The sequence below is a fragment of the Collinsella sp. BA40 genome, assembly GCF_008014645.1.
In the GTDB taxonomy this organism is placed as follows: Bacteria; Actinomycetota; Coriobacteriia; order Coriobacteriales; family Coriobacteriaceae; genus Collinsella.
Genome location: NZ_VOWY01000007.1, coordinates 104,529 through 119,215 on the forward strand (window position 1 = coordinate 104,529; position 14,687 = coordinate 119,215).

At 63.1% G+C, this 14,687-nt stretch carries 8 protein-coding genes; 5 read left to right on the plus strand and 3 right to left on the minus strand.

Going from position 1 to position 14,687, the window contains the following annotated elements:
• Positions 1–47: 47 nt before the first annotated feature.
• The 3 genes from E4J93_RS03000 to E4J93_RS03010 all read left to right on the plus strand — a co-directional run bounded on the left by E4J93_RS03000 (position 48) and on the right by E4J93_RS03010 (position 4,219).
• On the plus strand, positions 48–1,565 hold the full coding sequence (locus tag E4J93_RS03000) for a nicotinate phosphoribosyltransferase (RefSeq protein WP_147588000.1): 1,518 nt from the start codon (positions 48–50) through the stop codon (positions 1,563–1,565).
• Positions 1,566–1,676: 111 nt separating this feature from the next.
• A complete protein-coding gene (gene proB / locus E4J93_RS03005) occupies positions 1,677–2,801 on the plus strand; it encodes a glutamate 5-kinase (RefSeq protein WP_147588001.1) in 1,125 nt (374 codons plus the stop codon).
• A gap of 149 nt (positions 2,802–2,950) precedes the next feature.
• Positions 2,951–4,219 (plus strand): glutamate-5-semialdehyde dehydrogenase, encoded by a 1,269-nt coding sequence (locus E4J93_RS03010; protein ID WP_147588002.1) that lies wholly within the window; start codon positions 2,951–2,953, stop codon positions 4,217–4,219.
• An 81-nt stretch (positions 4,220–4,300) separates the two neighbouring features.
• Here E4J93_RS03010 and E4J93_RS03015 read toward each other — a convergent pair whose 3' ends face one another.
• Positions 4,301–5,161 (minus strand): transposase, encoded by an 861-nt coding sequence (locus E4J93_RS03015; protein ID WP_147588003.1) that lies wholly within the window; start codon positions 5,159–5,161, stop codon positions 4,301–4,303.
• Positions 5,162–5,640: 479 nt separating this feature from the next.
• Here E4J93_RS03015 and E4J93_RS03020 point away from each other — a divergent pair, with 479 nt between their 5' ends.
• On the plus strand, positions 5,641–8,772 hold the full coding sequence (locus E4J93_RS03020) for a M14 family metallopeptidase (protein ID WP_147588004.1): 3,132 nt from the start codon (positions 5,641–5,643) through the stop codon (positions 8,770–8,772).
• 217 nt (positions 8,773–8,989) lie between these two features.
• On the opposite strand, the gene E4J93_RS03025 is transcribed toward E4J93_RS03020, so the two are convergent.
• On the minus strand, positions 8,990–9,592 hold the full coding sequence (locus tag E4J93_RS03025; protein ID WP_147588005.1) for an HD domain-containing protein: 603 nt from the start codon (positions 9,590–9,592) through the stop codon (positions 8,990–8,992).
• Positions 9,593–10,235: 643 nt separating this feature from the next.
• On the opposite strand from E4J93_RS03025, the gene E4J93_RS03030 reads away from it, so the two are divergent.
• Entirely contained in the window at positions 10,236–13,910 is a 3,675-nt protein-coding gene (locus E4J93_RS03030) for an S-layer homology domain-containing protein (RefSeq protein ID WP_147588006.1), read from the plus strand.
• Positions 13,911–14,105: 195 nt separating this feature from the next.
• On the opposite strand, the gene E4J93_RS03035 is transcribed toward E4J93_RS03030, so the two are convergent.
• Positions 14,106–14,606, minus strand: coding sequence for a CarD family transcriptional regulator (locus E4J93_RS03035; RefSeq protein WP_147588007.1), 501 nt, complete (start codon positions 14,604–14,606; stop codon positions 14,106–14,108).
• Positions 14,607–14,687: the final 81 nt, after the last annotated feature.

Here is a 14,687-nt window from a genome sequence, read left to right on the forward strand (position 1 = left end):
CGGCGGCACTCGTCCGCGCGGCCCCGCACACGACGGGAGGAGAAGAGATGGCGCTCACCGACACCGCGTACACCACGGACGTCGCCATGCTCACCGATCTATACGAGCTCACGATGGCGCAGGGCCTGTGGGAAAACGGCAAGCTCGATGAGGAGGGCTGTTTCACGGCCTTCTACCGCGATCATCCGTTTGGAAGCGCGTTCGCCGTTATGTGCGGCACCGCCGAGCTGCCCGAGCTCGTCGAGAGCCTGCGCTTTACCGCAGAGGACATCGCGTATCTCGCCGGGCTCACGGCCCCGGGTGGCGGCGCGCTGTTCAACCCCGCGTTCCTCGAGTACCTACGGGATTTCCGCATGCATGTGGATATCGACGCGGTGCCCGAGGGCGAGCTGGTGTTCCCGCGCGAGCCCATGGTGCGCGTGACGGGCTCGGCGCTGGAGTGCCAGCTCGTCGAGACCGCGCTGCTCAACACCATCAACTTCCAGACGCTGGTGGCGACCAAGACCGCGCGCGTGGTGCAGGCGGCCAAGGGGCGCCCGGTTGCGGAGTTCGGCTTGCGCCGCGCCCAGGGTCCCGACGGCGGCCTGGCGGTGGCGCGCGCGAGCTACGTGGCGGGATGCGCCTCGACCTCCAACGTGCTGGCGGGCCGTCGCTACGGCATCCCGGTGTTCGGCACGCATGCCCATAGCTGGGTGATGAGCTTCGATTCCGAGCTCGAGGCGTTCCGCGCCTTCGCGCGGTCCATGCCCAACAACTGCACGCTGCTCATCGATACCTATGATGTGCGCGAGGGCGTGGAGAACGCCATCGTGGTCGCCAAGGAGATGGAGGCACGCGGCGAGCGCCTGTCGGCCATCCGCATCGATTCGGGCGATCTGGCCAAGCTGTCGGGCTACGTCCGCTCGCGTTTCGACGAGGAGGGCCTGGGCTACGTCAAGATATCGGTTTCCAACGACCTGGACGAGTACACGATCCAGTCGCTGCTCGACCAGGGCGCGCCCATCGACTCGTTCGGCGTGGGCACCAAGCTCGCCACCTGCTACGACCAGCCCGCCCTGGGCGGCGTCTACAAGCTCACGGCGCGCCGTCGCGCCGGCGAGGCGGCGTGGACGCCCGTGGTCAAGCTCTCCGAGCAGCCGTATAAGCGCACCATCCCCGGTATCCAGCAGGTGCGCCGCTACGAGGACGGCTCGGGGACCCCGGTGTGCGACATGATCTACGACGAGGCGTACCTTGCAGGCGAGGGGGCTTCGCGCGGCTCGACGCTCGTCGCGGTCAACGACGCGGCGCTCGTAACCGATGTATCGGGTTATGCGTACCGCGAGCTGCTACAGCCATGTGCGCGCGACGGCCGGGCCGTGGCCCCGCGCGAGGACCTGGCGCTCGCCCGCGACCGCTGCTCGAAGGCGCTGGCGAGCCTCGACCCCGCGTATAAGCGCTTTTTGTACCCGCAGTCGTATGTGGTCGGCATGGAGTCGGGCCTGGCGCGCGTCCGCGACGAGCTCGTGCGCGAGCGCATGGCCGAGGCGTCCGGTTCCCTGCCGTGGAAGACGACCAAGTTCTAGCATCGCTCCACTGCGTGTTCGCACGCTCTGCGCTATGATGGGCAGACGAATCAAACCCGGCGCGTCGCCGCATCTCCGCGGCGGCGCGCCCTCGTATTACGGAGGTGCCCCATGACGGCGCAGCGCAAGACCATGGTGGTCAAGATCGGTTCCTCCACGCTGGTGGGGGACGACCGCCGTATCCGCCGTGATTTCATCGCCGACCTGGCGCGGCAGGCGCGCGCCCTGCGCGATATGGGATGGAATCTCGTGGTAGTGAGCTCCGGTGCCATCGCGTGCGGCGCGCCCAAGCTCGGCTTCGCGTCGAGGCCGGCTGATATGCCGAGCCTCCAGGCCTGCGCATCGGTGGGGCAGTGCATCCTTTCGGCCGTCTACGACGAGGAGTTCCGCGCGCAGGAGCTGCTCACCTCGCTGGTCCTGCTCACGCGCCACGATACCGCGCGGCGCACGTCGTACCTTCATGCGCGCGACGCCCTCACGCGCCTGGTGGACCTGGGCGTGGTGCCCGTGGTCAACGAGAACGACACGACCACGGTCGACGAGATCAAGTTCGGCGATAACGATACGCTTGCGGCGTTGGTGAGCTGCCTGGTCTCGGCCGACCTGTGCGTCACGCTTTCCGATATCGACGGGCTGTACACGGCGAACCCCTCGCTCGATCCCACGGCGACGTTCATCCCCCGCGTGACCAAGATCGATGCGGCCATCATCGGCTCCGCGGGCGATTCCACCACGTCGGTGGGCACGGGCGGCATGATCACGAAGATCCGCGCGAGCCGCATCCTCATGACGGCGGGCATCGCGAGCGTTATCTGCAGCGGCGAGGAGCGCGACGCGCTGGTGCGCCTGGCGGCGGGCGAGTCGGTTGGCACGCTGTTCGCGCCGCCCGCCGATCGCCTGGATATCGCCCCGCGCAAGCTCTGGATCGCGCTGGGCGATTCCGCCCATGGCAGCGTGGTGGTGGACGAAGGGGCCGCGCGCGCGGTGGTGGAGTGCGGAAGCTCCCTGCTTCCGGTTGGCATCCGCAGCGTGCAGGGCACGTTTGCTGCGGGCGACGTGCTCGACGTGCGCGACGCCGACGGTTTCGTGATCGCCCGCGGGCGCGCGGCCGCGGGGTCCGACGAGCTGGAGCTCGCGTGCGGCCGCCGTCAGGACGATATCGCGCGCAACCACCTGCTCGCCGCACTGGCCGGTAAGCCCGCCATTCATCGCGACGAGCTGATCGTGTTCGCTTAAGGCCCGTCCGCCGCGATTCCCATGTGCGGGCTGCGCGACGGTGTGCATAGAGATTCGGGGTCGATCGCGCGCGCTGGTCGAAGCACCTGTGTTCTCGCGCGCGATTCGAGTACCATGTTGACAGTATTTTCTGCGAGAGGAGCCAGGGTATGGCGGATAACATCGCTGCATATGTAGAGACGCTCGCGAGCGCGGCTAAGGCTGCCTCCAAGGAGCTTGGCTTCGCATCGAACGAGGAACGCCAGGCTGCTGTTCGGGCGATGGCGGCCGGTCTGCGCGAGCATGCCGGCGCTATCATCCGCGCGAACGAGCAGGACATGACAGCGGCTGTCGAGGCGGGTACCGCCGACGGCCTGCTGGACCGCCTGCTGCTAACGCCGCTGCGGATCGAGGCTATGGCCGAGGGCCTGGACGCGCTGGCCGACCTGCCCGATCCGGTGGGCCGCGTGATCGAGCGTCGCACGATTGACTGCGGCCTCAAGCTGCAGAAGGTGAGCGTGCCGCTGGGCCTGGTTGCCATGGTGTACGAGGCTCGCCCCAATGTGACGGCGGACGCCGCGGGCATCTGCATCCGCACGGGCAACGCATGCGTGCTGCGCGGCGGCTCGCTGGCGCAGAACTCCTGCGTCGCCATCGCGCACGTGCTCGCCGACGCCGTCGAGGCCTGCGGGTTCTCGCGCGACTGCGTGAGCATCGTCGAGACGACCGACCGTGCGGCCGCCGACGTGCTGATGAGCCTGCGCGGCGTGGTCGACGTGCTCATCCCGCGCGGTGGCGCCGGGCTCATCCGCCACTGCGTCGAGAACGCGAAGGTCCCCGTCATCGAGACGGGCACCGGCAACTGCCATATCTACGTGCATGAATCCGCCGATTTCACCAAGGCGCGCGCCATCGTGATGAACGCCAAGACGCAGCGCGTGGGCGTGTGCAACGCCGCCGAGACGCTGCTGGTCGACGAGGCGATCGCCGACGAGTTCCTGCCCGAGATGCTGTCGGAGCTCGATGCCGCGGGCGTTCTGGTCCATGGCGACGAGCGCACGCGCGATTTGGCGGACATCGTCAACTTCGTCGATGCGACCGATGAGGACTGGGCTCGCGAGTACCTCGCCATGGAGCTCGCGGTGAAGTGCGTGAGCGGCGAGGACGAGGCGCTCGAGCACATCGCCCGCTACGGCACCGGGCATTCCGAGGCCATCGTGGCCAAGAACAAGGCCGCCATCGAGCGTTTCCTGCACGAGGTCGACGCCAGCTCGGTCTATGCCAACGCGAGCACCCGCTTCACCGATGGCGCCGAGTTCGGTCTGGGCGCCGAGATCGGCATCTCCACCCAGAAGCTCCATGCCCGCGGCCCCTTCGCCGCCGAGGCCCTTACCAGCTACAAGTACGTCATCCGCGGCACCGGCCAAGTCCGCCCCTAACCCCTCTCGGATTAGGGACAGGCACCAATCTGAGAGGCGGCGCGCGCTCTCAGATTAGGGACAGGCACTAATCTGAGAGGCCTATTGGGAGGTGCGGTTGCTTGAGCGTCGCGCGATTCGGCCGACGGCCTTGCGGATCGTCCATTCCCCGATGCCGGTGAGTCGCTGAACGTGGGCGATCGAAATGCCGCCGTCGCACAGGGCGCTAAGGACGCGGTCTCTCGTTTCCTTCGGCAGCTCCTTTATGCTCGTGGCTGTACATCCGAATGCGTTGAAGACGCTGCGCGCCACCTGCTCGCGCTCGTCGGCGTCGGCGTATTTTCGAAAGGCGGGGCGGTACGGTTCCGGATCCTCTTGCAATGAAAATGCTGTGAACCCCTGCACGCCTCCGAGCATGTCGAGCAGGCTGTCGATGTCGGCGTACGTCGACGCGCCGGAAGCGTATTCCGAATAGCTGCACCAAGGGTAGCGGCCGGGGGAGATGCCCATGCCTCGGAGCGGATTATCATGAACGTAGCGCACCGCGGCAAGCAGCTGCTTGTCATCGCGGATGGGAACGCTTCGGTAACGCCCTTCGAACACGTGCCCCGTGTGGCCGGTCTCGTGGTTGAAGTGCGCCGCATATGTCGTCGTCACCCGGTGAAGTGCTTCGCTTATATGGTCGTGGGGGTCGTCGATGACGAGATGTATGTGGTTGCTCATCAGGCACCACGCGATAAGCGAGATCTCGCGGCATGTAAAAGAAGACCGGACGGCATCCAACAACGCCGTCCGGTCCGTATCGGTCTCGAACAAGTTCTGCTTTCCGTTGCCCCTCAGGGTCACGTGGTAATAGCCGGTTTCCGATCGTTGTCGCGGCGCTCGTGGCATTGCAGCTCCTGTTCCATGTCGCGTGTGGATGTGCGTTCCGAGTTCGTGCAACTCTGGACAGGCTTCCCACATTAGCACGTTATCGCGCGCGCGGGCGCGGCCGCCTTTTCATCCACAACCCCCGGTCCACCTCTCAGAAAAGTGCCTGTCCCTAATCTGAGGTTTTTGCTCGCTGGCGCCACCCTCGCCTCTCAGAAAAGTGCCTGTCCCTAATCTGAGCGATCTGGTGGGCAGGGTGGTTCAACCCCCCCCCTCTGAAATAGGAAAAATAGCATTTCAAGCGCCTTTTCCGTTCGCCGATGCCAGCGTGTCGTTCGGCGAACGGCACACGACGTCGCGCGTGGGGAACGGCATGATGGCGGTACCGAACAATTTGCGCTCGCACGCGGGCGGACCCGATCGGGTTGATGGACCGGCGAACTGTCGCCCGGCTCATTTTTTTGTGCCGATTTTGGCCGATATCGCGTGCGGCGCTTCGTGAAAAGGGGGGGAATGCGCAGTTTTGGCTGTACTCGTTGGATGGAATGGCATGTAGGAAAGGAGTTTGCGAGATGAATAGGAAGCATACCGTTCTCGCGACGACGGCGGGGTTGGCGCTCGCCTTGACCCTGGGGGGATGCGCGGGCGGATCGGTTCCGGCCGTCACCTTCCAAAACGTAACCGAGGGCGTGGACGCATCCGCGCCCGACAACATCACGATGCTCGAGGCGCGTTCGTTCGAGGCGACGGTACCCGTCTCGGGCAAGTCGGCCGACGACCTGGCGGCCCTTATCGACGCGGGCAAGGTCGAATGGACGCTGCAGCGCGAGGAGCTGCCGCGCGACACCGAGCAGTTCCCGTACCAGTACAAGGGCGGCGCGCTGTCCGAGTGGAAGACGGTCGCGACCGAGATCCAGCCTTCGACCGAGTTCTTCACCAACATCAAGAACGAGCCCACCGAGGTCGATGGCAAGACGGCGCTCAAGCTCACCTTCGATTCCGGCATGTTCTACGGCTATGACGGCTTCGATGGCCGCGAGGGCGACCTCATGAACGACTCGCTGCTGGACTACACCGGCACCTATGAGCTGTCGTGCACGATCGATGGCAAGGAAGCCGGTACGGCCGAGGTCGACTTCCGTCCCTATGACACCTTCCGCACGCAGGAGGAGGTCGACGCCGAACTTCCCGAGCTGGTGAAGCAGGCAAACGAGAACGGGCTGTTCGCAAAGGTCGAGAAGATCGGCGAGTCCGCCCAGGGCCGCGATATCAACGCGGTCTTCGTCGCGAAGTCCGAGGCCGACCTGGATACCTACCTCGAGATGACCGACAAGATGGAAGCCGCTCCCGAGGAGCTGCAGAAGCAGGTCGAGGCGGGCGAGCTCGAGTACAAGGTGCCCGTCGTATACAGCAACATCCATTCCGACGAGATCATCGGTACCGACAGCGTGATGGAGTTCCTGCGCCTGCTCGCCGCCAACAAACCGGTCGATTACCGTACCGTGGCGAGCCTGACCGATCACGGCAAGGCGACGCTTTCGAGCGAGATGGAGCAGGACGGCACCGTGTGGTCCGAGATCATCAAGGACCAGGCGACCGGCGTGGGCTATATCCAGGGCAACGGCGCCAAGAACCCCACGGACACCGAGGAGAACCCGCACCATACCGTCGATATGACCGACGATGAGTTCCAGAGCTACTACAACCTCGAGGATCGCACCTTCGACGTCGAGAAGGCGCTCGACGACATGTTCTTCATCCTGGTGCCCACCGAGAACCCCGATGGTCGCGCCATCACCATGCGCACCGGCGGAAACGGCTTCGACCTCAACCGCGATAACACCTACCAGACGCAGCCCGAGACCCAGGCCATGACCGCCATGATCGCCAAGTGGAACCCCATCTCCCTGCATGAGATCCACGGGTACTACACCCAGTACCAGGTCGAGCCCTGCTCGCCCACGCACGACCCCAACAACGAGTACGACCTGTTCATCGATACCGCCATGGGACAGGGCGAGGCGTTCGCCGCGGCTTCCATCTCCAACAACGAGACCATCAACGCCGTCCAGATCCCCTTGCGCGACTACCTGGCCCGTGATGAGGACGGCACCCTCAATTGGAGTCCGTTCGACGACATGTCCTCGAGCTACACCCCGCAGTACGCCATGCTCCACGGCGTGAACGCCTACACGGTCGAGCTGCCCTACGGTCATGAGGATGCCGTGACGGCTACCAAGTACGGCTTCATCGGCAATGCCGACTATATTTCCAAGAACAAGGATCAGATGTTCCTCAACCTCCTCGAGCGCTACGAGCGCGGCATCAAGAACATCGATCCCGAGGAGATGCGTCCCTACTACGTGGACCAGCACGACGTCCTGGGTGCTGAGGCAGAGGTCTTCCGTCCCCGCTATGCGGAGAACGGCAGCTTCTTCCCCGAGTACTACGTGATCCCCACGTCCGTCGAGGGCCAGCACGACCGCGCCGCCGTGGGCGAGATGGTCGACTACCTGCTGCGCAACGATGTGAAGGTCAAACAGCTCGCCGAGGACTTCTCGTTTGGCGATAAGAGCTATGCCAAGGGCGACCTGGTGGTCGATATGCACCAGGCGAAGCGCAACATGGCCAACGCCGCCCTGTATAAGAACATGGTCATCAGCGGCTGGGATTCGCTGTACTCCGAGCCCGTGACCAACTTCCCCGATCAGCGCGGCTTCGACATGGACATCATCACCACGCCGGGCGCCTTCGCCGACGCCTCCCTCGACGAGGTCGACAAGGGCATCGAGCTCAAGACCGTCGTCGATGGCGAGGGTGAAACCGTTCGTCTCGAGAACAGCGGCGTCGAGTCCATTCGCGCCGTCAACGCCCTGCTCGCCGATGGCAAGACCGTCGGTCTGGTAACCGAGGGCGAGTTCGCGGGCGATTACGTGCTGTCCGCGAAGGACTTCGGTTCGATCCAGGACAAGTTCGTGCTCGATGCGCATAAGACCGACGACGTTCCCGCCGCCAAGGTGATCAAGAACGACATCAAGGTCTACATTCCCGGCGCCGCGCCCGAATTCCTTACCGACGCCGCCGGCAACGAGTTCGGCGTGAAGAACTTCGAGAACCGCCACAACACCGAGCTCAACTGGGATAGGTTCGCGCTCGGTAACCAGATGGGCTTCACGGTCGTGGATAGCGCCGAGGAAGCCGACGTCATCGTGGGCAACCAGGGTCTGTCCGAGGACGAGATCGCCGCGGTCGCCAAGGGAAAGCCCTACGTCGGCTACACCCTGGGCGCGCTTGAGTCCGTGGCCCAGATGGGCCTGGGGCTCGAGTACAACGACGAGGCCGATATGATGTACGACGCGCTGACCACGGTGGAGTACCCCGAGCAGAGCCTGGCGACCGCCACCTATGTGGGCGAGGGCGACGACCTGGTATACGGTTACGGCGGCAGCTTTATCACGGCCGTGCCCGAGGGCGCGCGCGTGATCATGAAGACCACCAGCGCCGACCCCATCGAGGGCTTCATGAGCGGCGAGCACATCGCCAAGTACAAGGGCACCATCCAGGCATTCGATTACGCCCAGAACGGTATGGACATGACGATCTTCGCCAACACCCTTACCAACAAGGGCCATCAGCAGGATGACTACCGCTTCCTGAGCGGCGCCCTGTTCAGCAAGATGCTGGGCGACGACTACAAGGCATAACGGCTGCCGCGTAGAGGCGACCGCGCATGCAAGAAGGGCTCGGACCATCTCGTCCGAGCCCTTCTGCTGTACCGCGGGGCCTTCAGCTCTCAGAAAGGGGACAGGCACCTTTCAGAGGACGGGCACGTTTCCGAGACGAAAATGCTCGGAAACGTGCCTGCTCAGAAAAGTGCCTGTCCCTAATCTGAGAGGTGCCTGCTCAGAAAAGTGCCTGTCCCTAATTCGAGGGGAAGGTGTCGCGGTCGGGGGCGAAGGACTGCATGGCCTCGATGGTGCGGGCGAACAGGTCGTCCAGCTCCCAGCCCAGCATCTCGGCGCCGGAGCGGATGACGTCGCGCGATACGCCGGCGGCGAAGCGCTTGTCCTTGAACTTCTTCTTGAGCGACTTCACGTTGAAGTCCATCACGCTCTTGGAGGGGCGCATCACCACGGCGGCGCCGATGAGGCCCGTGAGCTCCTCGGTGGCGAACAGGATCTTCTCCATCATGAGCTCGGGCTTGGGCAGCGCGGTGTTGAAGTCGCTCGTGTGCGTCTGGATGGCGCGGATGAGCTCGGCGCTGCCGCCGGCGGCCTCGATGTCCTTGGCGGCGTAGATGGTGTGGTTCATGGGATCGTCGTCGTGCTCTTCCCAGTCGAGGTCGTGCAGCAGGCCGACGATGCCCCAGAACTCCTCGTTCTCGGGGTCGTACTCGCGTGCGAAGTAGCGCATCGTCTGCTCGACCGTCTCGGCGTGCTCGATGTGGAACGGATCTTTGTTGTGTTCCCCGAGCAGTGCAAAGGCTGCATCGCGCGTCATGCCGGCGTTCAAGGCTTCGCCCATGATGGCTCCTTTCATTCAAGCGTATGAATCAAGGAAAGGGTAGCGCGAAAGGGTTACACGATGATGAACGAATCGAGCAACGGCTATTGTTTACCTATGTTAACAGGAGATTTTCGAGAACGGCTACGATCGACCGTGGACGGTTGTGCCCCATTGCCATCATCAAAATGCAAAAAATAGGAAGATTTCCGTATAACGAACGAAACCGTACGTTCGCCGAGCGGGGTTAGGAAACTCGGTCAAACGGTCGATAATGAAGTCGCAAGGCCAATTGAGTCCAATGCATGCGAGCGCGTCCCCAACGCATAGGAGCCGGATCATCGTGCCGGATGGAGTTGAATCGAGCGGACGGGGCAAGCCGATGCCTTGGGCGTGTGAAAGGAGTGGTGTGCAGGAGGCAAAACGAGAGGTGCGTAGGAAATAGCGATCGATCTTCGATCGTGTTCTCGCGAAATCTGTTTCCGGCCGACCGCCGCATGATTCACGCCGATGTTTGTTGGTAGCTTACGACCGGCGAGAATCAATGCGAACAAGCGTGGCGACGATCGACATTTGACAGATTATAGCTAGCGTGTTCTTGCCTGCGAGGACAATCATTCCTACACACAAAATCACCCCCACCCTAGGAACAGATTGGAAAGAGATGAAGAAGAACGCATTTGGAGCGATCGTCGGTACGGCCGCGATTACCGCCGCCCTGACCGTCGCCCCCGCTTTTACCAATTTCGCATGGGCGCTGCCCACCTTCCCCGACGTGACGGTCAACACCGATCACCATGAGCACATCTCGTGGCTGGCGGGCACCGGTATCACCAAGGGCTACCCCGATGGCAGCTTCCGTCCCATGGAGATGGTCTATCGCCAGGATATGGCCGCCTTCCTGTATCGCATCGCGGGCGAGCCCGTTTTCACGCCCACCGAGGACCAGAAGGCCGCGTTCTCCGATGTTACCGAGGCCACGCCGCACGCGAACGAGATCTGGTGGCTCGCAAGCACCGGTATCTCCACCGGCTATCCTGATGGGACCTTCCGTCCCGAGGAGAAGGTCTACCGCCAGGATATGGCGGCGTTCCTGAACCGTCTCGCCACCTATCTGGGCGATAAGGATGCCAAGAAGTTCACGCCCGAGTCCTACGACGTCTTCACGGATGTCAACGCCGACTCCGATCACGCCCGCGAGATCATGTGGCTCAGCTCCGAGGGCATCTCCACCGGCTATAAGGACAAGACGTTCCGCGGCATGACCCCCGGCTTCCGCCAGGATATGGCCGCCTTCCTGCATCGTCTGCAGGTCAACGTCGACGAGATGCTCAACGCCAACCCCGACGCCAAGGTCATCTCCATGACGCGTCGCGGCGCCTACAGCATCACCGTTCCGGTCGAGGGGGTCTCCTATGAGGACCTCGAGAAGGCCGTCGACGGCGGCAAGGTCGAGTGGACCCTCACCCGCGAGAAGGGCATCCGCGATATCAAGGACTTCCCGTATCAGTGGCTGGGCGGCAGGCTCGACGCCTGGAAGACGTTCAAGACCAAGTGGCAGGACGCCCAGAGCTTCTTCACCGGCGTTCGCACCGAGGCCACCAAGGTCGACGGCAAGCCCGCGCTGCTCGTCCGCTTCAACACCGAGATGTTCTACGGCGTCGACGGCATCGACGGCCGCGACCGCGCGTACCTGCGCAACTCCATGCTGGACTACACCGGCCTGTACGATCTTACCGCCAAGGTGAACGATAAGGCAGCCGGCTCCACGCAGCTCAACATGCGCGCCTACGAGTCCTATCGCACCCAGGAAGAGATCGACGCCGAACTGCCCCGCCTCGTCGAGGAGGCTAAGAAGAACGGCCTGCACGCCGAGCTCAAGACCATCGGCAAGTCTGCCCGCGGTCGCGACATCCAGGCCCTCTTCGTGTCCAAGAAGGCTTCCGACCTCACTGATTACCAGGCGCTGACCGAGCAGATGGAGACGACCCCCGGCGAGCTGCAGGAGCAGGTCGAGGCCGGTACGCTCCAGTACAAGGTCCCGATCATGTACTCCAACGTCCATGCCGACGAGATCATTGGTTCCGACGGCGTCCTGGAGTTCGCCGAGGCGCTCGTGAAGAACAAGCCCATCGCGTTCGATACCATCGAGAGCCTGACCGAGACCGGTAAGGAGACCCTCAAGAAGGAGATGAAGGAGGACGGCCGCGTCTGGTCCGAGCTCATCAAGGACGACGTCACCGGCGTCGGCTACATCCAGGGCGAGGGCAGCAAGAACGCCTCGGGCGCCGGCGCGCACGCCGCCGTCGACATGACCGAGGAGGAGTTCGCGAAGTACTACAACGTCGATTCTCGCGAGCTCGATCCCTCCAAGCTCTTGGACGACGTCTTCTTCATCCTGGTTCCCTCCGAGAACCCCGACGGTCGCCATGATAACCTCCGCACCGGCGGCAACGGTTTGGATCTGAACCGCGATAACACCTATCAGACCCAGCCCGAGACCCGGGCGATGACCCACCTCATCGCTACCTGGAACCCGATCTCCTTCCACGAGATCCACGGCTACTACACCCAGTACCAGGTCGAGCCCTGCTCGCCCACGCATGACCCGAACAACGAGTACGACCTGTTCATCGACACCGCCCTGCGTCAGGGCGAGGCCTTCCAGGCCGCGTCGATCTCGAACAACGAGTCGATCAACTCCTCCCAGATGCCCATGCGCGACTACCTCTCCATCGATGAAGAGGGCAACCGCCACTGGGAGCCGTTCGACGACATGTCCTCGAGCTACACCCCGCAGTACGCCATGCTCCACGGCGTGAACGCCTACACGGTCGAGCTGCCCTACGCCAACGAGGACGCCGTCACCGCCACCAAGTACGGCTTCGTTGGCAACGCCGAGTTCGTGGCCAACAACAAGGACGAGATGTTCATGAACCAGCTCGAGCGTTACGAGCGCGGTATCAACAACTTCGACTCCGATGACATTCGTCCCTGGTACGTGAGCCAGTCTGACGAGATCGGCGCCGACGCCGAGGTCTTCCGTCCGCGCTACGAGGAGAACAACAACTTCTTCCCCGAGTTCTACGCCATCCCCACCGGTGCTGGCGTCCAGCAGGATCGCGCCGCCGTCAACGAGATGGTCACCTACCTGCTGCGCAACGACGTCAAGGTTCAGCGCCTCACCGAGGATCTCACCGTCGGCGACAAGACCTTCAAGGCCGGCGACCTGATCGTCGACATGCACCAGGCCAAGCGCAACATGGCTAACGCGGCTCTCTACAAGAACATGGTTGTGGAGAACTGGACCGACATGTACTCCGAGCCCGTCACCAACTTCCCCGACCAGCGCGGCTTCGACGTCGAGATCGTCACCACCAAGGGTGCGCTCGACAACGCCAAGCTCGAGGCCGTTACCGGCGACCTCGGCCTTAAGACCGCCGTCGACGGCGAGGGCAAGTACGTCCGCATCGAGAACAGCGGCGTCGAGGCCATCCGCGCCGTCAATGCGCTCCTGGGCGCCGACGTCAAGGTCGGCCTCATCACCGAGGGCGAGTTCAAGGGCGATTACCTGGTGGCGGAAGCGGACTTCGGCAAGGTTTCCGAAGAGTTCGTGCTCGATGCCCACAAGTCCGCCGAGGCTCCCAAGGCCAAGACCATCAAGAGCGACATCAAGATCTACGTCCCGCTCGGCTATAGCGAGTTCATGAGCAACCGTGAGGGCAAGCCCTTCGGTCTTAAGAACTACAACAACCGCCTGAACACCGATTACAACTGGGATCGCTTCGCTCTGACCGAGCAGATGGGCTTCACGCTGGTGAGCAGCCCCGAGGAAGCCGATATCATCGTTGGTAACCAGGGTCTGTCCGACGAGGCCGCCAAGCTCGTCAAGGAGGGCAAGCCCTACGTTGGCTACACCTCCGGCGCCATGGCTTCCGTCAAGGAGCAGATCGGTCTCGACCTCGACTTCTACGAGGGCCGGGGACACGACGCCCTGACCACCGTCGAGTACGTCGACCAGGACAGCATGACCACCGCCACGTATCGCGGTGAGGGCGACGACCTTGTGTACTTCTATGGTGGCTCCCACATCAACAAGCTTCCCGAGGGTGCCGTCGAGCTGCTGAAGATCACCGACGAGAAGTTCGTCGAGGGTTGGATGCCGCCTGAGGTCCAGGCCGAGTACAAGGGCTCCACGCAGGCCTTCGATTACGCCGAGAACGGCATGAACATGACGATCTTCGCCAACACGCTGACCAACAAGACGCACCAGCAGGACGATTACCGCTTCCTGACGAGCGCTCTGTACAGCAAGATGCTCGGCGAGGACTTCAAGTAGTCGTTGCGGATATCGACCATGTGCTAGGGAAGCGCACGGCTTTCCAGGGCACCGAGAGGGGGTCGGACGGTATGTCCGGCCCCCTTTCTCATGGCGCGTCGCGGCAACAAGAAGCCTCCCGGCATCGCATATACGGAGCAAGGCGATGCCGGGAGGCGTAAGGGGAGCGTGTAGGGGCTGCGCGCTCCGTACAGGCTAGTTGAGCGAGGGTGCGAACTGGTCGAACGCATCGACCATGCGGGTTTCGATTTCTTCTTCGGAGCAGCCGATGGCCACCGAGAGCTCCTCGAGCGCGCGGCGGTGCGCTTCTTTGAGCACGCGCGCGTAATAGCTGTTGGGCTTCTTATCGTGCGCTTGCGCGTCGTGGATGCGCCGGCGCATCGTCTTGGCCACGCGGACCGTTTCGGGGGCACCGTGCTTGAGCTGCTGCTTGAAATAGCTTTCTTCGAGCGAGCTGTTGCGCTCGGTAAAGGGGTCGCACTCGATGGCATCGTAGTTGTCTATAAGGTCTTGGGCGAGCTCGCGCGAGATGCAGCTGTGCAGGCGATCCTGCATGGCCACGGGATACATCATGCGTGTCTTGGCGTGGCCGCTCTTGGCCTCGAGTACGATCATGGGTGCAGGTGTTTCCTCGAAACCCATGACGGTGCAAACGCCCTGGCCCGGGTGGATAACGTGCTCTCCGATACGAAACATGCTCTTCCTCCAACGTTACTGCTCTGCTATGCTTTGAAATTTCCACTTTTTAAGAATACCACTGCGCCGTGTGAAAGTGCA